The 24,410-nt window shown below is 74.7% G+C and carries 22 protein-coding genes; 13 read left to right on the top strand and 9 right to left on the bottom strand.

Features of this window, described 5'->3' with window-relative positions; genetic code table 11:
• The first annotated feature begins 4 nt into the window (after positions 1-4).
• A complete protein-coding gene (locus GV155_RS03355) occupies positions 5-652 on the top strand; it encodes a hypothetical protein (RefSeq protein WP_160005229.1) in 648 nt (215 codons plus the stop codon).
• A gap of 134 nt (positions 653-786) precedes the next feature.
• Here the strand turns inward: GV155_RS03355 and otsB are convergent, their stop codons facing one another.
• From otsB to GV155_RS03340, 3 genes are read right to left on the bottom strand one after another with little or no spacing between them, the layout of a single operon-like run.
• A complete protein-coding gene (gene otsB, locus GV155_RS03350; protein ID WP_160005227.1) occupies positions 787-1,632 on the bottom strand; it encodes a trehalose-phosphatase in 846 nt (281 codons plus the stop codon).
• Between the two features lie 50 nt (positions 1,633-1,682).
• A complete protein-coding gene (locus GV155_RS03345; RefSeq protein ID WP_236553919.1) occupies positions 1,683-2,231 on the bottom strand; it encodes a LytR C-terminal domain-containing protein in 549 nt (182 codons plus the stop codon).
• 5 nt (positions 2,232-2,236) lie between these two features.
• Entirely contained in the window at positions 2,237-2,539 is a 303-nt protein-coding gene (locus GV155_RS03340; RefSeq protein WP_160005225.1) for a DUF3263 domain-containing protein, read from the bottom strand.
• Positions 2,540-2,658: 119 nt separating this feature from the next.
• On the opposite strand from GV155_RS03340, the gene GV155_RS03335 reads away from it, so the two are divergent.
• Both GV155_RS03335 and GV155_RS03330 read left to right on the top strand, forming a co-directional pair.
• A complete protein-coding gene (locus tag GV155_RS03335; protein ID WP_160005223.1) occupies positions 2,659-3,717 on the top strand; it encodes a Gfo/Idh/MocA family protein in 1,059 nt (352 codons plus the stop codon).
• 83 nt (positions 3,718-3,800) lie between these two features.
• Positions 3,801-5,225: an alpha,alpha-trehalose-phosphate synthase (UDP-forming) gene (locus GV155_RS03330; protein WP_160005221.1), complete on the top strand. Its 1,425-nt coding sequence runs from the start codon at positions 3,801-3,803 to the stop codon at positions 5,223-5,225.
• On the opposite strand, the gene GV155_RS03325 is transcribed toward GV155_RS03330, so the two are convergent.
• On the bottom strand, positions 5,206-6,792 hold the full coding sequence (locus tag GV155_RS03325; RefSeq protein WP_160005219.1) for an FMN-binding glutamate synthase family protein: 1,587 nt from the start codon (positions 6,790-6,792) through the stop codon (positions 5,206-5,208). The two genes, GV155_RS03330 and GV155_RS03325, sit on opposite strands and share 20 nt — an antisense overlap.
• A 75-nt stretch (positions 6,793-6,867) precedes the next feature.
• On the opposite strand from GV155_RS03325, the gene GV155_RS03320 reads away from it, so the two are divergent.
• Positions 6,868-8,013, top strand: coding sequence for an alpha/beta fold hydrolase (locus tag GV155_RS03320; RefSeq protein WP_201300040.1), 1,146 nt, complete (start codon positions 6,868-6,870; stop codon positions 8,011-8,013).
• Positions 8,014-8,103: 90 nt separating this feature from the next.
• Here GV155_RS03320 and GV155_RS03315 read toward each other — a convergent pair whose 3' ends face one another.
• Together GV155_RS03315 and GV155_RS03310 are read right to left on the bottom strand one after the other, a co-directional pair.
• A complete protein-coding gene (locus tag GV155_RS03315; protein WP_160005217.1) occupies positions 8,104-8,622 on the bottom strand; it encodes a 2'-5' RNA ligase family protein in 519 nt (172 codons plus the stop codon).
• Positions 8,619-10,202: a CoA-acylating methylmalonate-semialdehyde dehydrogenase gene (locus GV155_RS03310; protein WP_160005215.1), complete on the bottom strand. Its 1,584-nt coding sequence runs from the start codon at positions 10,200-10,202 to the stop codon at positions 8,619-8,621. Before GV155_RS03310 ends, GV155_RS03315 begins: the two co-directional genes overlap by 4 nt.
• Before the next feature lie 147 nt (positions 10,203-10,349).
• Here GV155_RS03310 and GV155_RS03305 point away from each other — a divergent pair, with 147 nt between their 5' ends.
• Together GV155_RS03305 and pdxY are read left to right on the top strand one after the other, a co-directional pair.
• A complete protein-coding gene (locus tag GV155_RS03305) occupies positions 10,350-11,042 on the top strand; it encodes a uracil-DNA glycosylase (RefSeq protein ID WP_160005213.1) in 693 nt (230 codons plus the stop codon).
• A 154-nt stretch (positions 11,043-11,196) separates the two neighbouring features.
• A complete protein-coding gene (gene pdxY, locus GV155_RS03300; protein ID WP_160005211.1) occupies positions 11,197-12,048 on the top strand; it encodes a pyridoxal kinase PdxY in 852 nt (283 codons plus the stop codon).
• A 15-nt stretch (positions 12,049-12,063) separates the two neighbouring features.
• Here the strand turns inward: pdxY and GV155_RS03295 are convergent, their stop codons facing one another.
• Positions 12,064-12,933, bottom strand: a complete 870-nt coding sequence (locus tag GV155_RS03295; RefSeq protein WP_160005209.1) for an SDR family NAD(P)-dependent oxidoreductase — start codon at positions 12,931-12,933, stop codon at positions 12,064-12,066.
• A gap of 75 nt (positions 12,934-13,008) precedes the next feature.
• Here GV155_RS03295 and GV155_RS03290 point away from each other — a divergent pair, with 75 nt between their 5' ends.
• The 7 genes from GV155_RS03290 to GV155_RS03260 all read left to right on the top strand — a co-directional run bounded on the left by GV155_RS03290 (position 13,009) and on the right by GV155_RS03260 (position 21,668).
• Positions 13,009-13,938, top strand: a complete 930-nt coding sequence (locus GV155_RS03290) for an SDR family NAD(P)-dependent oxidoreductase (RefSeq protein ID WP_160005207.1) — start codon at positions 13,009-13,011, stop codon at positions 13,936-13,938.
• Positions 13,939-14,119: 181 nt separating this feature from the next.
• Positions 14,120-15,424 (top strand): aromatic ring-hydroxylating oxygenase subunit alpha, encoded by a 1,305-nt coding sequence (locus GV155_RS03285; protein WP_160005205.1) that lies wholly within the window; start codon positions 14,120-14,122, stop codon positions 15,422-15,424.
• A complete protein-coding gene (locus GV155_RS20940) occupies positions 15,421-16,626 on the top strand; it encodes a hybrid-cluster NAD(P)-dependent oxidoreductase (RefSeq protein WP_160005203.1) in 1,206 nt (401 codons plus the stop codon). The genes GV155_RS03285 and GV155_RS20940 overlap by 4 nt, the downstream gene beginning before the upstream one ends.
• Before the next feature lie 29 nt (positions 16,627-16,655).
• The gene (locus tag GV155_RS03275; RefSeq protein ID WP_160005201.1) at positions 16,656-18,002 is read left to right on the top strand and encodes an NAD(P)/FAD-dependent oxidoreductase; all 1,347 of its coding nucleotides are present in this window, start codon (positions 16,656-16,658) and stop codon (positions 18,000-18,002) included.
• An 88-nt stretch (positions 18,003-18,090) separates the two neighbouring features.
• Positions 18,091-19,299: a DUF4032 domain-containing protein gene (locus GV155_RS03270; RefSeq protein ID WP_160005199.1), complete on the top strand. Its 1,209-nt coding sequence runs from the start codon at positions 18,091-18,093 to the stop codon at positions 19,297-19,299.
• A 129-nt stretch (positions 19,300-19,428) separates the two neighbouring features.
• Complete coding sequence (locus GV155_RS03265) at positions 19,429-20,382, top strand: hypothetical protein (RefSeq protein WP_160005197.1); 954 nt, start codon at positions 19,429-19,431, stop codon at positions 20,380-20,382.
• Positions 20,383-20,492: 110 nt separating this feature from the next.
• Positions 20,493-21,668 carry a GNAT family N-acetyltransferase gene (locus GV155_RS03260; RefSeq protein ID WP_160005195.1) on the top strand — a complete coding sequence of 392 codons (1,176 nt, stop codon included), beginning with the start codon at positions 20,493-20,495 and terminating at the stop codon, positions 21,666-21,668.
• Positions 21,669-21,737: 69 nt separating this feature from the next.
• Here GV155_RS03260 and rlmB read toward each other — a convergent pair whose 3' ends face one another.
• The gene (gene rlmB, locus GV155_RS03255; RefSeq protein ID WP_160005193.1) at positions 21,738-22,724 is read right to left on the bottom strand and encodes a 23S rRNA (guanosine(2251)-2'-O)-methyltransferase RlmB; all 987 of its coding nucleotides are present in this window, start codon (positions 22,722-22,724) and stop codon (positions 21,738-21,740) included.
• 60 nt (positions 22,725-22,784) lie between these two features.
• Positions 22,785-24,206: a cysteine--tRNA ligase gene (gene cysS / locus GV155_RS03250; protein ID WP_160005191.1), complete on the bottom strand. Its 1,422-nt coding sequence runs from the start codon at positions 24,204-24,206 to the stop codon at positions 22,785-22,787.
• Positions 24,207-24,410: the final 204 nt, after the last annotated feature.

The raw sequence follows: 24,410 nt of genomic DNA, 5'->3' as shown, positions 1-24,410 counted from the left end.
CGCCGTGGCCCCCGTCTCCGTGCTCGCCCCCACACCGGTCGCCACGCTGCGGCTGGCGGTCGACGCCGGCTGCCGCGACCACGCCGCGGCCGACGCGCTCGTCGAGCGGGTGTGCGCCTGGGTACGGGCGGCCACAGTCGGCCGGGTGCCGGACCCGGCGGTGGCCAGCACCCACCTCGTGGCCGGCCCCCGGCCGCGGGTGGCGGTGGCGGCCACCTGGCACGCCACGCCGGCCCTCGACACCACGCTCGCGGCCGACGTGCTCGTCCACGCCGGCCGCGAGCTGGCGGCCGCCGCGGTGGTCGTGCAGACCGCGAGCGTGCGCCTGACCAGCCCGGGCCGCGACCCCGGCGGCGCCTGGCTGGCCCTGGCCGAGCACGAGCAGCGCCGGTCCGGCCGGCTGGTCCGCTTCGCCGGCCACGACCGCCTCGCCGGGTCGCTGACCGTCCGGCAGGTCGAGACCACCACCGCCGTGGAGCGGGTCGAGGGCCTGATGGGCTGCGAGGTCTCCCCCGACAGCGTCGTGCACCTCGACGGCTGGGCCCGCCCGACCTGGACCGACCGCGGCTGCGTGCTGCTGGTCCAGCGCGGGGCGCAGGGGCTCATGCCGTACGAGGCGCGCCACCAGCAGGCCTGCTGCGCCGACCACTGACCGCGAAGTCCCCGGTCGGCCGGGGACTTCTGAACTTGTCGGGCTTTGCAAAGGCCGACAAGTTCGAAACTCGCCCGACAAGTGGCGGCGCGCGGGACCGAGCGGCGCGCCCGCCGCAGGCCACCCGGGCCGGGTCAGTCCCGGCGGGTGCCGGCGTCGGCGACCAGCTGGCGCAGCAGGTCGAGCACGCCGTCGGGGCCGTGGACCACGACGTCGGAGTGCGCGATCAGGGCGCTCTCCTCGTCGGAGGCCGAGCAGATCCGCAGGGTGCTCAGGCCGCGCTCGTCGAGCCGGCCGAGCGCCTCGAAGGCCTCCAGGTCGCCCAGGTCGTCACCGGCGAAGGCGAAGCCCTGCGCGTCGAGCTCCTCGACCAGCCGTTCGACGGCCTGGCCCTTGTGGGCGCCCGGGGAGCGGACCTCGATCACGTTGCGGCCCGGCTCGAGGGTCAGGTCGTGGGCCCGGGCCAGCTCGCGCAGCGCCGGCAGCAGCCGCTCGAAGGCCGCCTTGGCGTCCGGGAGCCGGCGGGTGTGCACGGCGACGGCGAGGCCCTTCTCCTCCACCCAGGCGTCGGCGGCGTCGTGGCGTCGCAGCACGGCGGGCAGGTCGCGCTCGAAGGCGGCCAGGCCGTCCGGCGGGCGCGGGGAGAGCACGCGGGTCGACGACGAGCTCCAGCGCTCGTGGCCGTACTGGCCGAAGACGTAGAGCTCGCAGCCGCGCTCGGCGAAGCCCCGGCCGACCTCCTCGAGACCGCCCAGGTCGAGCACCTGGCGGGCCGGGCGGCCGGTGATGACGGCGACCGCGAGCACCTGGTCAGCCAGCTCGAGCAGCGCCGCGGCGGCGTCGGGGTGGATGTGGGCGGACTCGGGGTCCTCCACGATCGGGGCGAGCGTGCCGTCGAAGTCGAGGCCGACGACGACCTCGGGCAGCGCCCGCACCAGGGCCGCGTAGCGCTGCTCCCCGCGCTCGGTGGTGAATTCCACGGGAGGTAGCCAACCACGCGACGGGTCCCGCCGGGGCGGGGGTCCGGCGCTCAGCCCAGCGGTGCGGTGAGGATCAGGGTGAGGCGGTCGCCGCCCATGCCGTCGACGGCCGGCTGGACGCGGTCCACCCCGACGTCGAGCGCGAGCTGGCGGGCGGCCCGCTCGAGCTGCGGCGGGAAGTAGACGGTGGTGGCCGGCACCGAGCCGTACCAGTTGTCGGTGCCCGAGACCTGCCAGCCGGCCTCGGTGACGCTGCCGCCGACCTGACCGGCCAGCCCGGTGATGCCGGAGTTGTTGAAGACCGTCACGAAGACCTCGCCGCGCTTGACCGGCGGCGGGGTCTTCTTCTCGGGCTCGGGCTCCGCCGACGGCTCCTTGCTCGGCGTGGGCGCCTCGGTCGGCGACGGCGAGGCGCTGGGGGTCTGGTCACGGCTGACGATCGCGACCTCCCGCTCGGTCTCCGGCGACCCCTGGGTGAAGAGGTAGGCCACCGCGGCCATCGCGACGGCCACGATCGAGAGCAGGACGACCGGCGAGGGCAGGGCGACGCCGCGCTGGTCGCGGGCGTGCCGGGGCGGGGTACGACGGGGGTCGGTCACGGCGCTCAGACCTCGAACCCGAGGCGGCGGGCCGAGCGCTGGCGCTGGCGCTGCGAGCGCAGCCGACGCAGCCGGCGGACCAGCAGCGGGTCGGACTCGAGCGCGTCCGGGCGGTCGATCAGGGCGTTGAGCACCTGGTAGTACCGCGTCGAGCTCATGTCGAACTGCTCGCGGACCGCGGTCTCCTTGGCGCCGGCGTACTTCCACCACTGGCGCTCGAACTCGAGGATCGCCTGGTCGCGGTCGCTGAGCGAGGACTGCGGCAGGCCGCCGGCCTGCTCGGCCCCGGTGTCGCGCTGAGCGTCCATCGCGGTGTTCTCCCTGATCGTCGACTGGTGCGGGGCCCACTGTAGGCGTCGAACCACACCGATGTCATTCGCAACGCCGCACTGCGACCTCTCCTCCGCGGTGGACTAGCGTCGCGCCGGTGAGCACTCCCTCCGCCGAGCCCTCCGTCCCCGTCGGCTGGGGCGTGCTGGCCGCCGGCAAGATCGCCCGCACCTTCGCCACCGACCTGGCCCACGTGCCGGGCGCCCGGCTCGCCGCGGTCGGGGCCCGCTCGGCCGACCGCGCCGCCGCGCTGGTCCACGACGTGCTGGGGCCGGACCCGGTCGACCCGCCCGCGGTGCACGGGTCGTACGCCGCGCTGGTCGCCGACCCGGACGTCGACGTCGTCTACGTCGCCTCGCCGCACTCGCTGCACCTGGACCACGTGCGCCTGGCGCTCGAGGCCGGCAAGCACGTGCTCTGCGAGAAGCCGGTCGCGCTGCGCGCCGCCGACTGGGAGACGATGGTCGCGCTGGCCGCCGAGCACGACCGCTTCCTGATGGAGGCGATGTGGACCGCCTGCCACCCGGTCGTCCTCGGGCTCGTCGAGGCGCTGGCCACCGGGGCGTACGGCACCCCGCGCCACCTGCGCGCCGAGCTCGGCTTCCGGGTCGACGCGGGGCCCGAGGACCGCCTGGTCGACCCCGCCCTCGGCGCCGGCGCCCTGCTGGACATGGGGATCTACCCGCTGACCCTGGCCCACCTGCTCCTCGGCCCGGCCGAGGAGACCACCGCCCTGGCCGCGCTGAGCGACGACGCCGTCGACCTCGACGTCACCGTGGTCTCCCGCCACGCGGGCGGGGCGCTGGCCACCTCCTCGGCCTCGCTGACCTCGTGGTCGGACCGCACCGCGGCGCTGGCCACCGACCGCGGCCGGATCGACCTGCTGGGCTCCTTCCACCACCCCGACGGGGCCGTGTTCGTCCCGGCCGCCGGCGACGACGAGCAGGGCGAGGCCCACGGCGGGCGCGAGCAGCACCTCGCACCGGTCGGCGAGGTGCTCGGCCGCGGCTACGGCAACGAGGCCGCCGAGGTCGGCCGCTGCCTGCGCGCCGGGCTCCGCGAGAGCCCGATGGTGCCGCACGCCCAGACCGCGGCGCTGATGCGCCAGCTCGACGCCGTCCGCACCCAGGTCGGCATCCGCTACCCCGGCGACTGACCGGCTCGACCGGCCCCCGGCGTACCCGGTTTCACCCCCAGGAGTGCACCGGGCGGTGCAGGTCCAGGCCCTAGGGTGACGAGGTGACCTCCGACCTGCTGATCGTGGCCAACCGTCTGCCCGTGGACCGGGTCAAGAACGACGACGGGAGCACCACCTGGCGCAAGTCGCCCGGTGGCCTGGTGACCGCCATCGAGCCGGTGATGCGGGCCAACGACGGCACCTGGATCGGCTGGCCGGGCGGCACCGACCAGGACCTCGAGCCGTTCGAGGACGACGGGATGAACCTGGTCCCGCTGAGCATGACCGCCGAGGAGATCGAGGGGTTCTACGAGGGGTTCTCGAACGGCTGCCTGTGGCCGCTCTACCACGACCTCGTGGCCAAGCCGGAGTTCCACCGCGAGTGGTGGGAGGTCTACGTCTCGGTCAACCGTCGCTTCGCCGAGAAGGCCGCGTCGCTGGCCGCCGAGGGCGCCACGGTGTGGGTCCACGACTACCAGCTGCAGCTGGTGCCGCAGATGCTGCGCGAGCTGCGCCCCGACCTGCGCATCGGCTTCTACCTGCACATCCCTTTCCCGCCGGCCGAGCTGTTCCAGCAGCTGCCGTGGCGCCGCCAGATCCTCGAGGGCCTGCTCGGCGCCGACCTGCTCGGCTTCCAGCTGCCCGGCGGCGCGCAGAACTTCGTCCGCCTGGTGCGCCAGCGGGTCGGCCACAAGACCCACAAGGAGCTCGTCTACCTGCCCGACGGGCGCACGGTGCGCGCGGAGGCGTTCCCGATCTCGATCGACGCCAAGGGCTTCGAGACGCTGGCCCGCTCCGAGCCGGTCGCCGAGCGCGCCGCGGCGATCCGCGAGCAGCTCGGCAACCCGCGCAAGGTGTTCCTCGGCATCGACCGGCTCGACTACACCAAGGGGATCGTGGCCCGGCTGCGCGCCTTCTCCGAGCTGGTGCGCGACGGCCACCTCGACGTCGAGGACGCGGTCTTCGTGCAGGTCGCGGTGCCCTCGCGCGAGCAGGTCGAGGAGTACCGCATCCTGCGCGACGAGATCGACCGCCTCGTCGGGCGGATCAACGGCGACCTGGGCCGGATCGGGCGCCCGGTGATCAGCTACCTGCACTCCTCCTACCCCCGCGAGGAGATGGCGGCGCTCTACCGGATGGCCGACGTCATGGTCGTCACGCCCTACCGCGACGGGATGAACCTGGTCGCCAAGGAGTACGTCGCCTGCCGCCTCGACGACGACGGGGCGTTGGTCCTCTCGGAGTTCGCCGGGGCCGCCGCCGAGCTGCGCCAGGCGTGGCTGGTCAACCCGCACGACATCGACGGCATGAAGACCGCGCTGCTGCAGGCCTTCGAGGCCGACGACAAGGAGCTGACCAAGCGGATGAAGGCGATGCGCAAGACGATCCTGGCCCACGACGTCGCTGCCTGGGCCGCGGAGTTCATGCGGATGCTCAGCGACGTGGACAACGTCCACGACAAGGAGCTCAACCCGCCGGGGCGGTGACCTCCGTACGGCTCGGCCCGCCGTCGGCCCTCGGCCCGCCGTCGGCCATCAGCCGGCGCAGGTCGTCGGTCAGGGCGTCGCCGAGGCGGCCGCCGCCCGGCGCGTAGCCGTAGAGCTCGCCCAGCCCGGTCCGTCGCCGGTCGCCCTCGAGCACGTCGAGGTCGTCGGTGGTGATCAGCGCCGGGTGCGGCACGCCGACGGCGCTGGCGACCTTCGACAGGTCCCGGCGCAGCGAGCGGACGTAGTTCGCGACCCGCACGCTCTTGTCGGTGGGGTCGAGGCCCCGGGTGTAGCGGACCTTCTGCGTGGCCACGCCCGTCGGGCAGTGGTCGGTGTGGCACTTCTGGGCCTGGATGCAGCCCACGGCCAGCATCGCCTCGCGGCCGACGTTGATCAGGTCGACGCCGAGGGCCAGCGCGACCAGGGCGTTCTCGGGGATGCCGAGCTTCCCGGATCCGATGAAGGTGACCCGGTCGGCGATCCCGGCCTCGTCGAAGCGGCGGCGGACCTCGGAGAAGGCCAGCCGGAACGGGTAGGCCACCGAGTCGGAGAACAGCATCGGCGCGGCGCCCGTGCCGCCCTCGCCCCCGTCGACGGTCACGAAGTCGACGCCGCGGGTGCCGTCGGCCATCGCCGCGACCAGCTCGTCCCAGAAGTGCAGGTCGCCGACGGCCGACTTGATCCCGACCGGCAGCCCGGTGCGGTCCGCGATCCGCTCGACCAGGTCCAGCATCGAGTCGACGTCGTGGAAGGCGGTGTGGCGGGCCGGCGAGGCGCAGTCCTGGCCGACCTCGATCCCGCGAGCCTCGGCGATCTCGTGGTTCACCTTCGCGCCGGGCAGCATCCCACCGAGGCCGGGCTTGGCGCCCTGCGACAGCTTGATCTCGATCGCCACCACCGGGTTGGCCGCCACCAGGTCGGCCAGCGCGTCGAGGTCGAAGCGGCCCTGGTCGTCGCGGCAGGCGAAGTAGGCCGTGCCGACCTGGAAGACCAGGTCGCCGCCGTGCTGGTGGTGCCGCGACAGGCCGCCCTCGCCGGTGTTGTGCCACGCCCCGACCGCGTGCGCGCCGCGGTTCATCGCCTCCAGCGCCGGGCCGGACAGCGAGCCGAAGCTCATCCCGGAGATGTTGACCAGCGAGGCCGGGCGGAAGGCGTACCGGCGCCCGCGCGGGCCCCCGAGCACCTTGGCGCCGGGCAGGTGCACGTCGTCGCCGTCGTGCGGCATCACGCCCATCGGCTGCTCGGGGAAGGTGCGGTGCCGCACGACCGGGTAGCCGACGGTCCGCTCGACGTCGTTGTCGGTGCCGAAGCCGACGTAGGCGTTCTCCATCTTCGCCGAGGCGTAGACGAAGCGGCGCTGGTCGCGGCTGAACGGCCGCTCCTCGTCGTTGGAGGCCACGACGTACTGCCGCAGCTCGGGACCGAGCCGCTCCACGAGGTAGCGGGCGTGCCCCACCACCGGGAAGTTGCGCAGCACGGCGTGCTTCTTCTGGACCAGGTCGTGGGCGGCCACGGCGCCGAGCGCGGCGAGCGCCCCGAGGGCCGTACGACGGACGGGGGTGCTCATGGTGGGTGTCTACTCCCCCGCTCCAGGCACCGGCACCACCCGGTACGACCGGGTCGGCTCGGCTACCGTCGGTCCATGGACCTGGTGCCCAAGCCCCATCAGCTCGTCGCCGCGGCCGGCACCCTGGGACGGCGGGTGCTGCGCGGCGGGGTCGCCGACCTGCGTGCCTTCCCGCGGACCACGGTGCACGAGGACGACCTGGCCACGGTGCACCACTACCGTCCCGGCTCCGCGCACACCGACGGCGACCCGGTGCTGCTGGTGGCATCGCTGGCCGCACCCGACCTGGCCTACGACCTGCGTCGCGGCTGCTCCCTGGTCGAGCACCTCGTCGGCACGGGCCGGCCGACCTACCTGGTGGAGTACGGCCGGGTCCCGTTCCGCGACCGCGACCTGTCCCTCGCGCCCTTCGTCACCGACGCCGTGCCGACCGCGGTCCGCGAGGTCTCGGCGCACGCCGGCGACCGGCCGGTGCACCTCGTCGGCTGGAGCCTCGGCGGCACGATGGCGCTGCTCGCGGCCGCCCACGACGCCGACCTGCCGGTCGCGTCGGTGACCGTGCTGGGGTCCCCGGTCGACACCGACCTCGTGCCGATGGTGGCCCCGGCGCGGCCCCTGATCGACCCCACCGAGGGCGGCGGGCTGCTCCGCCAGGGCTACCGCGCCCTCGGCGGCACCCCGCCGCTGGCCTCCTGGGCGGTGCAGCTGCCGCCCGTCCAGCGCCTGGTCGCCCGGCCGCTGGCGCTCGCGGTGCACGTCGACGACGGCGAGTACTGGGCGCAGCTGCAGGCCGTCGAGCGGCTCCGCCGGCGGATGGACGCCTACCCCGGACGCGCCTACGGCCAGCTCTACCACCGCTTCCTCGGCGGCACCGGGCTCGCGAGCGGCACCTACGCGGCCGACGGGCTGGAGATCGACCTGGCCGACGTCGGGGTCCCGGTCCTCGTCGTCGCCGGCGCGAACGACCGGATCGCCCCGGTCGCCGCGGTCAAGGCGGTCGAGGCGCTGCTGACCGGGTCGCCGGAGACCCGGTTCGAGATCGTGCCCGGCGGCCACCTCGGGCTGCTCACCGGCCGCGGCGCGGTGACCACGACCTGGCCGGCGCTCGACGAGTGGCTCGACGAGACCTCCTCCCCCCGGGCACCGGGCGACCCCACCGCGATCGGGACCAGCCCGCGACGACGGTACGGCTCCGCCGGCTCGCGCCGGCTCGCGACCTGACGGGCCCGGGACGGGATAGTCCCTGACGAGATCGTCGCCGATCGGGTGATCTGACGACGATCTCGTCAGGGACTACCGCCCGCGGGCGGCTCAGGGGGTCGGGGGCGCGAACGCGTACCGCTCGACCGGCTCCCACGGACCGCCGACGTAGCGCCAGACGGCCAGCGCCTCGGCGGTCGCGGTGAAGGGGGCGAAGTCGGCGCGCAGCCGGTCGACCGTGGCCCGCGCGACGTCGGCGTCGACCTTGTTCTGCACCGTGACGTGGGGGCGCAACGGCTGGCGGTCCTGCTTCGTGAGGTCGTCCCACCAGGATCGCTGCAGGTCGGCGTGCAGGGTGACCAGCTCCGGGCTGTCGAGGCGGTAGGCGGCGCCCTTCCCGAGCGGCATCACCTCGGTCACCGGGACCGCGAACGGTGGCCGGCGCGCCGTCGCCCGTACCTGGGTGCGGACGTCGTCGAGCCGCTCGCCGGGCACGGCGTGGAAGAGCGTGAGGTGCGCGCCGACCTGGGTGCGCCCGGCCGGGAACAGCGCGGCGCGCTCGGCCTCGAACCGGGCGGTGGTGTCCTCGTCGAGGACCAGGGTGACCACCAGCGGGTGCGGCTGCCTCACGTGTTGCTCGGGAAGCCGAGGTCGACGCCGCCGTGGCTCGGGTCGGGCCAGCGTTGCGTGACGACCTTGCCGCGGGTGTAGAAGTGCACGCCCTCGGTGCCGTGGGCGTGGGTGTCGCCGAAGAGCGAGCTCTTCCAGCCACCGAAGGAGTAGTAGGCGACCGGGACGGGCACCGGCACGTTGACGCCGACCATGCCGACCTCGACCTCCCGCTGGAAGCGGCGCGCGGCGCCGCCGTCGTGGGTGAAGACCGCGGTGCCGTTGCCGTACGGGTTGGCGTTGATCAGCTCCAGGCCCTCGTCGAACGAGGCGACCCGGAGGACCGCGAGGACCGGGCCGAAGATCTCGTCGGTGTAGACGCTCATGTCGGTGGTGACGTGGTCGATCAGGCTGGGGGCGATGAAGAACCCGTCGCCGTCGGCGTCGTACTCCCCGTCGCGGCCGTCGACGACGACCGTCGCGCCGGCCTCGGCCCCGGCGCCGACGTAGGAGGCGATCCGGTCGCGGGCCTCGCGGGTGATGACCGGGCCCATGTCGCAGCCGCGCCGGCCGTCACCGGTACGCAGCCGTCCCACCCGCTCGGCGATCCGCGCGACGAGGTCGTCGGCGACCGGCTCGACGACGACCAGCGCGGAGACGGCCATGCACCGCTCCCCGGCGGAGCCGAAGCCGGCGTTGACCGCGGCGTCCGCGGCCAGGTCGAGGTCCGCGTCGGGCAGCACCAGCATGTGGTTCTTGGCGCCGCCGAGGGCCTGGACCCGCTTGCCGTGGGCGGTGCCGGTCTCGTAGACGTAGCGGGCGACGGGGGTGGACCCGACGAAGCTGACGGCCTTGACCTGCGGGTGGGTCAGCAGCGCGTCGACGGCCTCCTTGTCGCCGTTGACGACGTTGAGGACACCGTCGGGCAGCCCGGCCTCGGTCCAGAGCGCCGCCATCGCCAGCGTCGCGGACGGGTCCTTCTCGGACGGCTTGAGGACGACCGCGTTGCCGCAGGCGATGGCCAGCGGCACGAACCACAGCGGCACCATCGCCGGGAAGTTGAAGGGCGAGATCACCGCGACCACGCCGAGGGACTGGCGCAGGGAGAAGACGTCCACGCCGGCGGAGGCGTTGTCGGTGTGACCGCCCTTGAGCAGGTGCGGGATGCCGCAGGCCAGCTCGGCGACCTCGAGGCCGCGGCCGACCTCGGCGAAGGCGTCGTCGAGCACCTTGCCGTGCTCGGCGGTGATCAGCGCGGCGATCTTCTCCTGGTCGCGGCGCAGCAGCTCGCGGAAGCGGAACAGCACCGCGGTGCGGCGGGCCAGGGACACATCGGCCCAGGAGCTGCGCCACGCGGCGTGCGCGCCGGCGACCACCTCCCCCACCAGGTCGGCCGAGGCCAGGTCCAGCGCCCCGGTCTGCTCCCCCGTCGCCGGGTCGTGCACCGCGCTGGTCCGCTCCGCGGTCCCCTGCCACGGCCTCCCGGCGACGAGGTGGGTGATCCGGGCGGGGCCGGAGGCGGGTGCGGCGGTACCGGAGGCGGGTGCGGCGGGGCTGTCGGCAGGTGTGGCGGGGCTGGACGACGTGGGGCTGGAGGACATGGCCAGAACCTAGGCCCGCCCCCGCGGGCCGGTCCATCGCCCCGCCGAGATGACGCTCGCGGACAGCCGAGATGACGCTCGCGGCGCGTCGAGATGACGGTTGCGGACACCCCGGGGGTGGGTCGGCGCGCCGGTAGCGTCCCCGGCATGAGCGCACTGGCAGGACTCGTCGAGAAGGGCCTCGTTGCCCCCGACTGGGCCGAGGCCCTGGCCCCGGTCGACGAGCAGATCGGCGCGATGGGCCGGTTCCTGCGCGAGGAGCTCGCGGCCGGCCGGCCGTACCTCCCCGCCGGCGAGGCCGTCTTCCGTGCCTTCGAGCGGCCGCTGGCCGACGTACGCGTGCTCGTGGTCGGCCAGGACCCGTACCCGACCCCGGGCCACCCGATCGGCCTCAGCTTCGCCGTCGAGCGGGACGTACGCCCGGTTCCGCGCAGCCTGGTCAACATCTACCGCGAGCTGCACGACGACCTCGGCATCGAGCCGGCCTCCCACGGGGACCTCACCGCCTGGGCCGACCAGGGCGTGATGCTGCTGAACAGGTCCCTGACGGTGCGGCCGGGCGAGCCGGCCTCGCACCGCGGCAAGGGCTGGGAGGACGTCACCGGCGCCGCCATCCGGGCCCTCGCCGAGCGCGGCGGACCGCTCGCCGCGATCCTGTGGGGCAAGGACGCGCAGGCCCTGGAGCCGTGGCTGGGCGACGTGCCGTGCGTGACCTCGGTCCACCCCTCCCCGCTGTCGGCCAGCCGGGGGTTCTTCGGCTCCCGACCCTTCAGCAAGGTCGACGCGCTCCTCGCCGAGCGCGGCGGCGCACCGCTCGACTGGCGCATCCCGGACGCCTGAGCTGTCCGCAACCGTCGTCTCGGCTGTCCGCAACCGTCATCTCGGCTGTCCGCAACCGTCATCTCGACTGTCCGCAAGCGTCATCTCGGCTGTCCGCGAGCGTCATCTCGGCGGCGGGTTTGCGGGGCGCACGGCGGGGCGGGACGATCCGGGGGTGAAGATCCTCTCCATCCAGTCCTCGGTGGCCTACGGCCACGTCGGCAACTCCGCGGCGACCTTCCCGCTGCAGCGGCTGGGCCACGAGGTCTGGCCGGTGATCACCGTGCACTTCTCCAACCACACCGGGTACGGCGCCTGGCGCGGCCCCCTGCTGGCGCCCTCCGACGTCGCCGACGTGATCACCGGCATCGAGGAGCGCGGGGTGCTCGGGGAGGCCGACGCGGTGCTGTCGGGCTACCAGGGCGACCCGGCGGTCGGCCAGGTCGTCCTCGACGCCGTCGCCCGGGTCAAGACGGCCAACCCGGCCGCGGTCTACTGCTGCGACCCGGTGATGGGCGACGTGGGGCGCGGCATGTTCGTGCGCCCCGGCATCCCGGAGTTCATGCGCGACACGGTCGTGCCCGCGGCCGACGTCGTCACGCCCAACCACTTCGAGCTGGACTTCCTGGCCGGCACCACCACCCGCACCCTCGACGAGGTGCTCGCCGCGGTCGACGTGGTCCGGGCCCGCGGCCCCCGTGACGTGCTGGTCACCAGCGTCCTGCACGACGGGACCGCCGAGGGGACCCTCGACGTGGTGGCCGTCTCCGACGCCGGCGCCTGGGCGGTCACCACCCCGCTGCTGCCGATCGCGCCCAATGGCTGCGGCGACGTCACCGCCGCGCTCTACCTCGCCCACCTGCGCACCACCGGCTCGCCGGAACGGGCGCTGTCGCTGACCACCTCGGCGGTCTTCGCGGTCCTGGAGGCCACCGTCGCGGCCGGCACCCGCGAGATCGCCCTGGTCGCCGCGCAGGACGCGATCGCCGACCCCGGGGACCGGTTCGAGGTACGCCGCCTGCGCTGAGGCCCGGGTGAGGCCTCAGGTCCGGCGCGACACCAGCCGGAACGCCGGGCCGACCACGCGGTCCCACGCCCAGGGCGCCAGCCCGAAGCCCAGCATCAGCCCGTAGTTGCTCAGCTGCGTCTGGGTCTGCGAGCGCGGCCAGGCCAGCTGGGCCAGCACCGCCCCGGCCACCCGCTCCGGGCTGATCGCGGGCGGCGGCGCGGAGTTCACGCCGCCCGCCGCGTCGAGGGCGCTGTCGTAGATCGGGGTGTCGACGCTGCCCGGCGAGACCAGGCAGACGTGCACGTCGGGCAGGTCGAGGTTCTCGATGTGCAGCTGGCGGGCCAGGGCGCGCACCCCCCACTTCGAGACGACGTACGGCGTCATCTCCGGCACCGCGACGTGGCCGAGCAACGACCCGACGAGCACCAGCGTGCCGCGCTCCTGCTCGCGCATCAGCCGCAGTGAGTGCCGCGCGACGTTGGCCGTGCCGGAGATGTTGGTGGCCAGCACCTGGTCGAAGTCGCCCGCACCGGTCTCCTCGACCCGGCCGTAGGTGACCACCCCGGCGCAGTGCAGCACGGCGTCGACCCGGCCGTGGGCCTCCCGCGTCGCGGCCAGCAGCGCCTCGGCGTCCCCGTCGGCGGCGACGTCGGTGGCCACCGTCGTCGTGGACGCGGCCCCCACCTCGTCGCACTCGGCGGCGACCTCGTCGAGCACCGCCTGGCGGCGCGCGGCGAGGACGACGTGGTGCCCGCGGCGGGCCGCCTCGACCGCGGTCGCCCGGCCGATCCCGCTGGACGCCCCGGTCACCACGACCACCTGGCCGGCCGGGACGGAGCGCGGCAGCACCGGCAGCGGGACCAGGGAGCGGAGGGCGAGCCCGGCGATCTTCGGGGGAGTCATCCCCCCAGCCTGACCGCTCCCCCGTCCGCAGGAGGGTGAGCGGGCCCTCCCCCGGTCCCGGCCTAGCCTCGACGCATGCCCTCCACCCCCTCCGGTCCCCGCGTCGTCCTGGTCGTCGGAGGCACCTCCGGCATCGGCCTGGCCACCGCCCGCCAGCTCGTCGAGCGGGGCGACACGGTGGTCGTCGGCGCCCGTGACGCCGGCCGGGTCGCCGCCGTGGCCGCCGAGCTCGGCGGGGGTACGACCGGGGTCGCCCTCGACCTCACCGACGCCGCCTCCGTGGTCGCCGCCGTCGAGCGCTGCGTCGCCGACCACGGCCGCCTCGACGGGGTCGTCACCTCCGCGCAGACGATGGCCTACGGGACCGTCGAGCAGGTGCCGGCCGACGTGTTCGCCGCTGTCGTCGACACCGCCGTGATCGGCACCGTCCACCTCGCGCAGGCCGTGCTGCCGGTCTTCCGGCGCCAGGGCGGTGGCCAGCTGGTCGTCGTCAGCTCGCTGCTCGCGGAGATGTCGGTGCCGTCGATGACGGCCTACTGCACCGCCAAGTGGGGCCAGCTCGGCCTGGTCCGCGGGCTCCAGCTCGAGGTGCGCCGCGAGCGCGGCATCGGCGTCAGCATCGTCCTCCCGGGCGCGGTGGACACCCCGATCTACCACCAGGCCGCCACCTACGGCGGCAGCGCCGGGTCCGCCCCGCCGCCGGTCGTCACGCCCGAGAAGGTCGCCGCGGCCTGCGTCCGCGCGCTCGACCACCCGCGCCGGATGACCCACGTCGGGCCGGTCAACCTGCTCGCCGTCACCGGGTTCCGCCTGATGCCGGTCGTCTACGACCGGCTGGTGAACCCGCTGGTGGACCGGGTCGCGGTCCGGGGCCCGCGCGTGCCCGACCAGGACGGCAACGTCCGCGCGCCCCAGCCCGACGCCGAGGGCCTGCGCGGCGGGTGGACCCCCGTCGGCCGCCTGCGCGACCGCACCGGCCGTGCGCGCTGGCGTCGCCGGGCCTGACCTCGCCCGCCGTGACGTAGCCGGAAGGAACGACCTCGGTCGAGCCTGACCGGGCAGCCCGCTGACCTGCAAGGACGTGGCACAGCAGGGACGAGCGCTGGACTTCGTTCCTTCCGGCTCCGGGCAGCACTACGGCAGGCTGTCCGCATGCCCCCGCCCGCCGACCCGGAGGACCCCCACCATGACCCTGACCGACCCTGCCCCGACCACTCCGGTCGCCCCGGCCACGGCCGCCCCGCTCTCGTCGCAGCGCGAGGCGCTGCTGCGCGCGCTCGACGCCCGCACGCCCGGCCACAGCCTGCCGGCGCCGCTCTATACCGACCCCGACCTGCACCAGGTCGAGCTCGAGCTGCTCTGGCAGCGGCAGTGGGTCTTCGTCGGCACCTCCGCCGAGGTGCCGGAGCCCGGCGACTACGTCACGCTCGACATCGGGCGGGCCTCGGTGATGGTGCTGCGCGACGACGACGAGCAGGTCCGCGCCTTCCACAACGTCTGCCGCCACCGCGGTGCCCGCCTGGTCACCGAGGACAAGGGCTCGGTCGGCAACATCGTCTGCGGCTACCACCGCTGGACCTACAGCACCGACGGCCGCCTCGTGCACGCCCCGCAGCTCGGCCCGGGCATCGACCCGGCCTGCCTGTCGCTGCTCTCGGTGCACGTCCGCGAGATCGAGGGCCTGCTGTTCGTCTGCCTGGCCGCCGAGCCGCCGGACGACGTCGAGGACGTGGCGCGGGTGATCGCGCCGTACTTCGCCCCCCACGGCCTGGGCCGCGCGAAGGTCGCCGCCCAGATCGACCTGGTCGAGGACGGCAACTGGAAGCTCACCATGGAGAACAACCGGGAGTGCTACCACTGCGACGGCCACCCCGACCTGCTCTGCACCTTCTTCCAGACCTGGGGCCTGGCCGAGGACCAGGTCCCCGACCGGATGCGCGCCTCGCACGAGCGGTTCCTGCTCGCCGACGCCGAGCTCGCCCAGCGCTGCGCGGCGCAGGGGCTGCCGTACCCGACGATCAGCGACCTCGTCGACCGCCCGCTCGGCTTCCGTGTCGAGCGCAGCCCGATGGACGCCGCCGGCGAGTCCTTCAGCCGCGACGGCACCCGCCTGGTGCAGCGCACCCTCGGCGACGTCGACGGCTTCCGGATGGGCCGGCTCGGCCTGCACGCCCAGCCCAACCTGTGGCTGCACGTCTGCGCCGACCACGCCGTCACCTTCGCGGTCTTCCCGGTCGGCGTCGACAAGACCCTGGTGCGCACCACCTGGCTGGTCGACGCGGACGCCGTCGAGGGCGTCGACTACGACGTCGACGCGCTGACCGAGGTCTGGCGCCACACGAACGAGGAGGACGCCGCGTTCGTGGCGCTCGCCCACCGGGGCATCTCCGACCCGGCCTACGTCCCCGGCCCCTACACCGAGACCGAGGCCCAGGTGGACGCCTTCGTCTCCTGGTACGCCGCCCGCATCCGCGAGGAGATCGTCCGATGAGCGAGCTGCTGCACGACGCCTGGACCGACCCCGGGCCGACCCCGGCCCTGCGGCTGGTGCCCGACCTGCCCCGCGCGGTCGGCGACGGGCTGCTGGCCCCCGAGGCCGCCCTCGACCAGGAGATGGTCGTGCGCCGGCGGGTGCCGGTGACCCACGACGTGGTGACGCTGGTCCTCGAGCCGACGGTGCCCGGCACCTTCGCCTACGCCCCCGGACAGTTCGTGACGATGGTCGTCGACGTCGACGGGGTCCCGGTCGAGCGCTGCTACACGCTGTCCTCCCCGCCGACCCGGCCGCACCTGCTGACGATCACGGTCAAGCGGATCGAGGGGGGCGTGCTGTCGCCGTACCTCCACGACCGGCTCCAGCCCGGCGACCGGGTGGCGGTACGCGGGCCGAACGGCGACTTCACCGTCGCCGCGCACCCGGCCGCGCGCTACCTGCTCCTGTCGGCCGGCAGCGGCGTCACCCCGACCCTGTCGACGGTGCGCGCGATGGCCGACCTCGGCGAGCTCGACGACGTCGTCGTCGTGCACAGCGCCCGGACGCCGGCCGACCTCGCCTGCCGCGGCGAGCTCGACGCGCTGGCCGCCGACCACCCCGGGCTGCGCGTGGTCTGGGTCTGCGAGGACGACTCCCCCGGCTCGGCCTCCTGGCCGGGACCCCGGGGCCGGCTCACCGCCGACCTGCTGGCCGCGCAGGTGCCCGACGTGGGCGACCGCGAGGTGTTCACCTGCGGACCTCCCGGCTACATGACCGCGACCCGGGCGCTGCTCGCCGAGGTCGGCGTCGACCCGGACCGGTGCCACGAGGAGAGCTTCGTGCTCGGCGAGGCCGCGGCGCCCGCGGCGCCCGCGGCACCCGTTGCGCCCGTGCCTGCCCTGCCCGAGGTGCTGGAGGGTCCGGTGCTGCTCGGCGAGGTCCCTGCCGCCGCACCGGGGACGGCCACCGTCACCTTCGGCCGCTCGGGCCGTGAGGTCGTCTGCGCGCCCGGCACGACCGTCCTCGCCGCGGCTCAGCAGGCCGGCATCTCGCTGCCGAGCTCGTGCGGCGGCGGGCTGTGCGGCACCTGCAAGTCCGGACTGCTCGCCGGGAAGGTGGAGATGAGCCACCAGGGCGGCATCCGCCCGCGCGAGGTCGCCGCCGGCAAGTTCCTGCCCTGCTGCTCCACCCCCGACGGCGACATCGTCGTCGACGCCTGACCCCCACCTGCCGAACGACGGAGACACCGATGGACCAGACCTCCTCCCTGACCGCGGACGCCGTCGTCGTCGGCTCCGGCGTGATCGGCTCCGCCGTCGCGCTCGAGCTCGCGCGCGCCGGCCGCTCGGTGCTCGTGCTCGACAAGGCCGCCGGACCCGGTCACGGGTCGACGTCGGCCTCCAGCGCGGTGATCCGCTTCCTCTACTCCACCTTCGACACCACCGCCACGTCGTGGGAGGCGAAGTTCATGTGGGAGGCGTGGGCCGACCACCTCGGCCTGCCGGGGTTCGAGCCGCTGGCCGACCCGCCCGCGCTGACCGCCTTCCACCGCACCGGGATGCTGCACCTCGACGTGCCGGCGGTGCCGAACGACCACAGCCAGGAGCTGCTGCGCGCGGCCGGGGTGCCGTTCGAGTACCTCGACGCCGATGCCCTCGCGGCGCGGTTCCCCCACCTCGACGTGGGGGCGTACTGGCCCAACAAGCCGGTCACCGACGACGCGTTCTGGGAGGAGACCGACCAGCGGCTCGGCGCGATCTACACCCCCGACGCCGGCTACATGGACGACCCCCGGCTGGCCGCGGACAACCTGGCCTACGCCGCGCGTCTGCACGGGGCGCGGACGGCGTACCGCGCCGAGGTCGTCTCCTGCGAGCGCGTCGGCGAGGTCTGGGTGCTCGTGCTGGCCGACGGCCGTCGGGTCGAGTCGCCGGTCGTGGTCAACGCCGCCGGGCCGTGGTCGGGCGCCTTCAACACGATGGCCGGGGTGGGCGCGGAGTTCACCGTGGGCGTGCGCCCGCTGCGCCAGGAGGTGCACCAGGTCGCCCGGCCGGGCGCCTGGGACGGGCGCGAGGACCCGGCGCCGGGCGTCTTCGACCTCGACCTCGGGACGTACATGCGTCCCGGCCCGAGCGGCGCCTGGGTCGTCGGCGGCAGCGAGCCGGACTGCGACCCGATGGAGTGGGTCGAGGGCGGGGCCGCCGGGATCGACGCGGTCGACCACCACGTCTCGCTGGAGCGGTACGAGGCCCAGGTGACCCGCGCCGCGCGCCGGCTGCCCGACCTGACGATGCCGAACCGGCCCTCCGGCGTGGTCGGCGTCTACGACGTCGCCGACGACTGGACGCCGATCTACGACCGCACCGACGCCCCCGGCTTCTACGTCGCGATGGGCACCAGCGGCAACCAGTTCAAGAACGCCCCGATCGCCGGACGCTTCCTGGCCGCGATCGTCGACGCCGTCGAGGGCGGTCACGACCACGACGCCAGCCCGGTGACCTACGTCGGCGAGCACACCGGCCTCAAGATCGACCTCGCGGCGTTCAGCCGGGTGCGCGAGGTCAACGACGCGAGCAGCTGCACCGTCCTGGGCTAGCCGAGATGACGCTCGCGGACAGCCGAGATGACGCTCGCGGCGCCTCGAGGTGACGATTCCGGCGCCTCCCGGGGCCTAGGCTTCGCCCATGGCGCTGCACATCGTGGCCCACCGGCCGGACCCCGCGGTGATCTCCCTGCCGTGGGGGACGCCGCTGGAGGAGTGGACCGACGACTACGTCGTGCCGCTCCCGCGCGGGCTGTCGCGCCACGTGGTGCGGATCGTACGGCTGCGCGGGCGGACGTACGCGGTCAAGGAGACGGTCGAGGAGATCGCCTTCCGGGAGTACCGCCTCCTGCGCGACCTTCAGCGGATCGGGCTGCCCGCGGTGATGCCGCAGGGAGTGGTCACCGGACGGACCGACGCCGCCGGTGAGGAGCTGCCCGCCGCACTGGTGACCCAGCACCTGTCCTTCTCGATGCCCTACCGCAGCCTGTTCGCGCACGGGCTGCGCGCCGACAACCTGCCCTCGCTGGTCGACGCGCTCGTGGTGCTGCTGGTCCGGCTGCACCTCGCCGACTTCTACTGGGGCGACGTGTCGCTGTCGAACGTGCTGTTCCGGCGCAACGCCGGCGGGTTCGCGGCGTACCTCGTCGACGCCGAGACCGGTGAGCTGCGCGAGCAGCTGTCGCGCGGGATGCGCGAGCACGACGTCACCGTGGCCACCGAGAACGTGTTCGCCGAGCTCCTGGACCTGCAGGCCAGCGGCGCCGTCGACGCCGACCTGCGCCCGCACGAGGTCGTCGCGATGCTGCAGGACCGCTACACCGCGCTGTGGGACCAGCTGACCGGCGCCGAGGAGTTCTCCCTCGAGGAGATCTGGCGCATCGAGCGACGCATCGAGCGGCTCAACGAGCTCGGCTTCGACGTCGAGGAGCTCGACATCGTCACCGACTTCGACGGCGACACCGTCCGCATCCAGCCCCAGGTCGTCGAGCTCGGGCACCACTGCCGCGAGCTGCGCGGGCTCACCGGTCTCGACGTCGAGGACGCCCAGGCCCGGCGGATGCTCAATGACATCGCGGCGTACACCGCGTCCCACGACCTCGGCCGCGAGGACCGCAGCCTGGTCGCGAACCGGTGGCTCGGCGACGTCTACGAGCCGCTGATGGCGATGGTGCCGGCCGACCGGCGGGGCAAGCTGCAGCCGGCCGAGCTGTTCCACCAGGTGCTCGAGCACCGGTGGTACCTCTCCGAGCAGGCCGGCCGCGAGGTCGACATCTTCGAGACCGCGCGCGACTTCATCGACACCCAGCTGCCGGCGCGGCCCGACGAGGTCATCGCCGAGGACCTCTAGCCGAGGTGACGCTCGCGGACAGCCGAGATGACGGTCGCGGCGCGTCCACATGACGGTTCCGGACAGGGTTGTCCCCAGCTCGCTCGTCCGGGGTCCTCCCACGGGCCCTCGATCGGGCATACCAGGGACATGGAGAACCTGCCGTGGACCCCGTTCCTGCTCACCGACCCCACCCTGGGGCGCGACCCGCGCTCCGTACGCCGTCTCGTGGCGCGCGGCGTGGTCCGCCGCGTGCTGCGCGGGGTCGGGGTGCGCGGCGAGGTGGAGGACTCCCTGCTCGTGCGCGCCCAGGCGGCCGCGCTCGTGCTGGGTCCGGGGCAGGTCGTGTGCGACTACTCCGCGGCCTGGCTGCACGGGGTCGACGTCGGTCCCGGCCGCCCGGGGCGCGGTCCCGACGTGCTCGACGTGGCCTCGGTCTCGGGGCGGCGGGCCACCCGCCGCGACGACGCCGACGGGTGCCGACGCACGGTCGCCCCGGACGAGGTGACCTCGGTGCACGGCGTCGCCGTGACGACGCCGCTGCGCACCGCGGCCGACCTCGCCTGCCGGTGGGGACGCGGCGACGCGATGGCGGCGCTCGACGCCTTCGCCCGCCTGCACCAGGTCGACGCCGAGGCGCACGGACCGATGCTCGCCCGGTTCGCCGGCCGGCGCGGCGTCACGCAGTACCGCGAGCTCGTCCCCCGCATCGACCCCCGCGCCGAGTCGCCCCGCGAGTCCTGGCTCCGCCTCACCGCGCACGACCACGGGTACACCGACCTCGACCCTCAGGTCGACGCCTGGGTCGAGGGGTACGGGTGGGTGCGCCTCGACCTCGCCGACCGGCGCCGCCGGATCGCGCTGGAGTACGACGGCGCCGACTGGCACGCCGACGACCAGAAGCAGGCGGACGACGAGGAACGCCGGGCGGCGATGGTCCGCGAGGGGTGGGTGGTCGTCGTCGTGCGCGGTGGCGGGTTCGTCGAGCCCGGGCTCGGCAGGTGGCTGGGCGAGCTGCGGACGGCGTACGACGACCGGGCGCGCCACCCGGGCCGGCGCTACGCCCGCGGCGAGGGCGCGGGGCGTCACCCGCGACGGGGCTGAGGTGTCCGGGGCGGAGGTGTCCGGGGCAGAGGTGTCCGGAACCGTCACCTCGAGGCGCCGCGAGCGTCATCTCGGCTGTCCGCGAGCGTCACCTCGGCTAGCGTCGGGGCGTGCCCGAGACCCGCCCGATGACCGCCGACGACGTGACCGCCTCGAAGGAGCTGGGGCACGAGGCGTTCGGGAACCCGCGGCCCGGCGGCGGTCGGGTGGCCGGCGAGTTCCCGGCCCCCGGCACGACCACCTGGGGCACGTTCGACGACGAGCACCTGGTCGCCAAGGCCACCGCCCGGCACGACGCGTCCTTCTGGCACGGCCGGGAGGTCGCGACCTGCGGGATCGCCGGCGTCGCCGTCGCCGCGGAGCACCGCGGACGTGGCCTGCTGCGCGGGGTGCTGGCCGAAGCCCTGGCCGAGCACGGCCAGGCCGTGTCCACGCTGTTCCCGACCGCGCCCGGCATCTACCGGAGCCTGGGCTACGAGGTGGTCGGCTCGCTCGACCACGTCGACCTGCCCACGGCGGCCCTCGCCTCGGTCCGGGCGCCGGCCGGCACGACGGTGCGCCGCGCGACGGCCGCGGACCTCCCGGCGGTCGACGCGGCGTACGCCCGGTGGGCCGTGACCCGCAACGGCCCGCTGACCCGCACCGCGGCCTGCTTCAGCGCCGGCGGCGGCGAGCGGTTGGCCGAGGTCAGCGGGGTGACCCTCGCCGAGGACGACGACGGGGTGGTGGGGTACGCCGCCTGGACCCGCGGCCCCGGGTACGGCCCCGCCGCGAGGCTGGACGTCGACGACCTCGTCACGCTGACCCCCGACGCGGCGCGGGCGCTGTGGCGGGTGCTCGGCAGCTTCGCCAGCGTGGCCGGGACGGTGCGGCTGCGCACCTCCGGCGACCACCCGGCCCGGCTCGTGCTGCCCTCCTCGACCTGGGCGGCCGTCGAGCGCCGCCCCTACATGGCGCGCGTGCACCCGTCGGCCCTCGGCTCCCTCACGGCGGGGCCCGACGACGACGTCGCGCTGTCGCTGCGGGTGGCCGGGGACCCGCTGGGCGTGCTTGACGGGTCGTGGGCGCTCGAGGTGCGCCCCGGCGGGTCGGCGGTCGCTCGCGTCACCGACGACGACCGGCTGCCGACGCTCACGCCGCAGGGGCTGGCCCTGGCGTACGCCGGCACGCTCCCCGCCGTCGACCTCCGCGCCGGGGGCCACCTCGTGGGTGGCGACGAGCGCACCGACGCCGCTCTCGACCGCCTGCTGCGCCGTCGTGCGCCCGCGGTGCTCGACTACTTCTGAGCGCCGGAACCGTCACCTCGACGCGCCGCAAGCGTCATCTCGGCTGTCCGCGAGCGTCATCTCGGCGGGTCAGGCGCGGCGGCGGGCGATCTCGTAGAGCGCGACCGAGGCGGCCACCCCGGCGTTGAGGGACTCCAGCCGGTTGGCCATCGGGATCGAGACCAGCTGGTCGCAGGTCTCGGCCACCAGGCGCGACAGGCCGTCGCCCTCGGAGCCGACGACGACGAGCAGCGGGCCGTCGGCGAGGTCCAGGTCGGGCAGCGAGACCTCGCCCTCCGCGGCCAGGCCGATCACCATCAGGCCGGCCTGCTGGTAGGCCTTGATCTGGCGTACCAGGTTGACGGTCTGGGCGACCGGGATCCGGGCCGCGGCGCCGGCGCTGGTCTTCCACGCCGAGGCTGTCATCCCGGCGGCGCGACGCTCGGGCACGACGACGCCGTGGGCGCCGAAGCCGGCCGCGCTGCGCACGACCGCCCCGAGGTTGCGGGGGTCGGTGACGGAGTCCAGCGCGACGATCAGCGGCGGCTCGCCGGCCTGGGCGGCCCGGTCGAGCAGGTCGTCGGGGTGGGCGTAGACGTAGGCGGGGATCCGCGCGGCGAGGCCCTGGTGCACGGCGCCGTTGGTGAGCCGGTCGAGCTCGCCCTTGGTCGTCTGCAGGATGGCGACGCCCTGCTCGGCGGCCAGCGCGAACGCCTCGCGCAGGCGCCCGTCGCGCTCGGCGCCGTCGGCGACGTAGACGGTGTTGACCGGCACGCCCTCGCGCAGCGCCTCGACCACCGAGTTGCGACCGGCGACCCACTCGGCGTCGCTGCTGCGACGACGCTGGCCACCGCGCGTACCCGGGCCGCTGCGGCCCTGGCCGCCGGAGCCGCCCGGTCCCCCGGAGCCGCCCGCTGCAGCCGCGCCCGAGCGGTACGACTTGTGGTACGGCCGGTCCTTGGCCTTCGGCGTCGGGCCCTTGCCCTCGAGCCCGCGCTTGACGCGCCCGCCCGAGCCGGCCGTCGGGCTCTTGCTCGACTTGCGGATCGCGCCCTTGCGCTGCGAATTTCCAGCCACGTCAGTGTCCTTCACGGTGATTGAGGAGCGAGCGGAGCGAGCGTCTCGAGATCCCTGCCATCAGGTGAGGCTCCATCTCGGTCCGTCGGGGGTGTCCTCGACCTCGATGCCGGCCGCCTTGACGCGGTCGCGGATCGTGTCGGCGGTGGCGAAGTCCTTGCTCGCCCGCGCCGCGTCGCGCTCGGCCAGGAGTGCGCCGAGCAGGGAGTCGAGGGCGGAGGTCAGGGCGGCCTCGCGGTCGGCGGCGCCGCCGGAGGCGCGCCAGGCCGGGTCGGCCGGGTCGAGACCGAGCACGTCGAGCATCGCGACCACGGCGGCGCCGCGCTCGCGGGCGCGGTCGTGGTCACCGGCGTCGGCGAGGCGGTTGGCCTCGCGGACGGTGTCGTGGAGCACCGCGACCGCGGCCGGCGTACCGAGGTCGTCGTCGAGGGCCTCGACGTACGCCGCCGGCAGCTCGGCCGTCGGGGTCTCCTCGCGGTCGGCGCCGAGGCCGAGCCGGTCGAGCAGCTGCTCGACCCGCCGGAACCCGACCGCGGCGTCCTCGAGCGCCTCGGTGCTGAACTCGACGTGGGAGCGGTAGTGCGAGGCGACCATGTAGAAGCGCAGCTCGATGCCGCGGACCCGCTCCAGGACCTCGGAGACGACCAGCGAGTTGCCGAGCGACTTGCTCATCTTCTCGCCGGCGGTGGTGATCCAGGCGTTGTGCATCCAGTAGGTCGCGAACGGGCGGCCGGCGGCGCGGGACTGCGCCTGCTCGTTCTCGTGGTGCGGGAAGCGCAGGTCGACACCGCCGCCGTGCACGTCGAACGCGGGTCCGAGGTACTTGCCGGCCATCGCCGAGCACTCGATGTGCCATCCCGGGCGGCCGCGGCCCCACGGGCTGGGCCAGGACGCGGTCGACGGCTCGCCGTCCTTGGCGCTCTTCCACAGGGCGAAGTCGCGCGGGTCGCGCTTGCCGCGCGGGTCGGCGTCGCCGGCGGCCTCCATGTCGTCGATGCCCTGGCGGGTCAGCTCGCCGTACGACGGCCACGACCGCACGTCGAAGTAGACGTCGGCCGACCCGTCCTCGGCGGCGTACGCGTGCCCGCGCTCGATCAGCTCGGCGATCAGCTCCAGCATCTCCGGCACGTGGCCGGTCGCGGCCGGCTCGTAGGTCGGGGGCGCGACGTTGAGGGCGGCGTACGCCGCGTCGAGCTCGCGCTTCATGGCCGACGCCAGTGCGTACCAGGGAAGGCCCTGCTCGGCGGCCTTGGCCAGGATCTTGTCGTCGATGTCGGTGACGTTGCGGATGAAGGTGACCTCGAACCCGCGGTGGCGCAGCCAGCGCTGCAGGACGTCGAAGTTGATGCCCGAGCGGAGGTGCCCGACGTGCGGCTCGGACTGGACGGTGAGCCCGCACAGGTACAGACCCGCGTGGCCCTCGACGAGGGGCACGAAGTCGCGCACCCCGCGGGTCGCGGTGTCGTAGAGGCGGAAGGTCATCGAGACAGTCTAGGGACGTCGCGGCCCAGCGCCGTATCCGTGGCTCCCGAGCGCCGCGAGCGTCACCTCGAGGCGCCGGAACCGTCATCTCGGCTGTCCGCGAGCGTCATCTCGGCGGTGGATCCTGGGACGGGTGGGGCTGGTGGGACGTACGGTGAGGCGATGCGCCCCCTGACGCCCGTCTCTCGCCGCACCCCCGTCTCC

This window comes from Nocardioides sp. AX2bis (genome assembly GCF_902506435.1).
Lineage (GTDB): Bacteria > Actinomycetota > Actinomycetes > Propionibacteriales > Nocardioidaceae > Nocardioides.
This window is presented reverse-complemented; position numbering and strand designations above follow the sequence as displayed.

Excerpts from the sequence above, each read along its gene's own strand:
- GV155_RS03270 (WP_160005199.1), top strand. The coding sequence starts at position 18,091 with ATGGCGCTGCACATCGTGGCCCACCGGCCGGACCCCGCGGTGATCTCC.
- GV155_RS03265 (WP_160005197.1), top strand. The coding sequence starts at position 19,429 with ATGGAGAACCTGCCGTGGACCCCGTTCCTGCTCACCGACCCCACCCTG.
- GV155_RS03310 (WP_160005215.1), bottom strand. The coding sequence starts at position 10,202 with ATGTCCTCCAGCCCCACGTCGTCCAGCCCCGCCACACCTGCCGACAGC.
- GV155_RS03305 (WP_160005213.1), top strand. The coding sequence starts at position 10,350 with ATGAGCGCACTGGCAGGACTCGTCGAGAAGGGCCTCGTTGCCCCCGAC.
- GV155_RS20940 (WP_160005203.1), top strand. The coding sequence starts at position 15,421 with ATGAGCGAGCTGCTGCACGACGCCTGGACCGACCCCGGGCCGACCCCG.
- GV155_RS03290 (WP_160005207.1), top strand. The coding sequence starts at position 13,009 with ATGCCCTCCACCCCCTCCGGTCCCCGCGTCGTCCTGGTCGTCGGAGGC.
- GV155_RS03295 (WP_160005209.1), bottom strand. The coding sequence starts at position 12,933 with ATGACTCCCCCGAAGATCGCCGGGCTCGCCCTCCGCTCCCTGGTCCCG.
- GV155_RS03320 (WP_201300040.1), top strand. The coding sequence starts at position 6,868 with ATGGACCTGGTGCCCAAGCCCCATCAGCTCGTCGCCGCGGCCGGCACC.
- GV155_RS03285 (WP_160005205.1), top strand. The coding sequence starts at position 14,120 with ATGACCCTGACCGACCCTGCCCCGACCACTCCGGTCGCCCCGGCCACG.
- GV155_RS03325 (WP_160005219.1), bottom strand. The coding sequence starts at position 6,792 with ATGAGCACCCCCGTCCGTCGTACGGCCCTCGGGGCGCTCGCCGCGCTC.
- GV155_RS03275 (WP_160005201.1), top strand. The coding sequence starts at position 16,656 with ATGGACCAGACCTCCTCCCTGACCGCGGACGCCGTCGTCGTCGGCTCC.
- GV155_RS03340 (WP_160005225.1), bottom strand. The coding sequence starts at position 2,539 with ATGGACGCTCAGCGCGACACCGGGGCCGAGCAGGCCGGCGGCCTGCCG.
- cysS (WP_160005191.1), bottom strand. The coding sequence starts at position 24,206 with ATGACCTTCCGCCTCTACGACACCGCGACCCGCGGGGTGCGCGACTTC.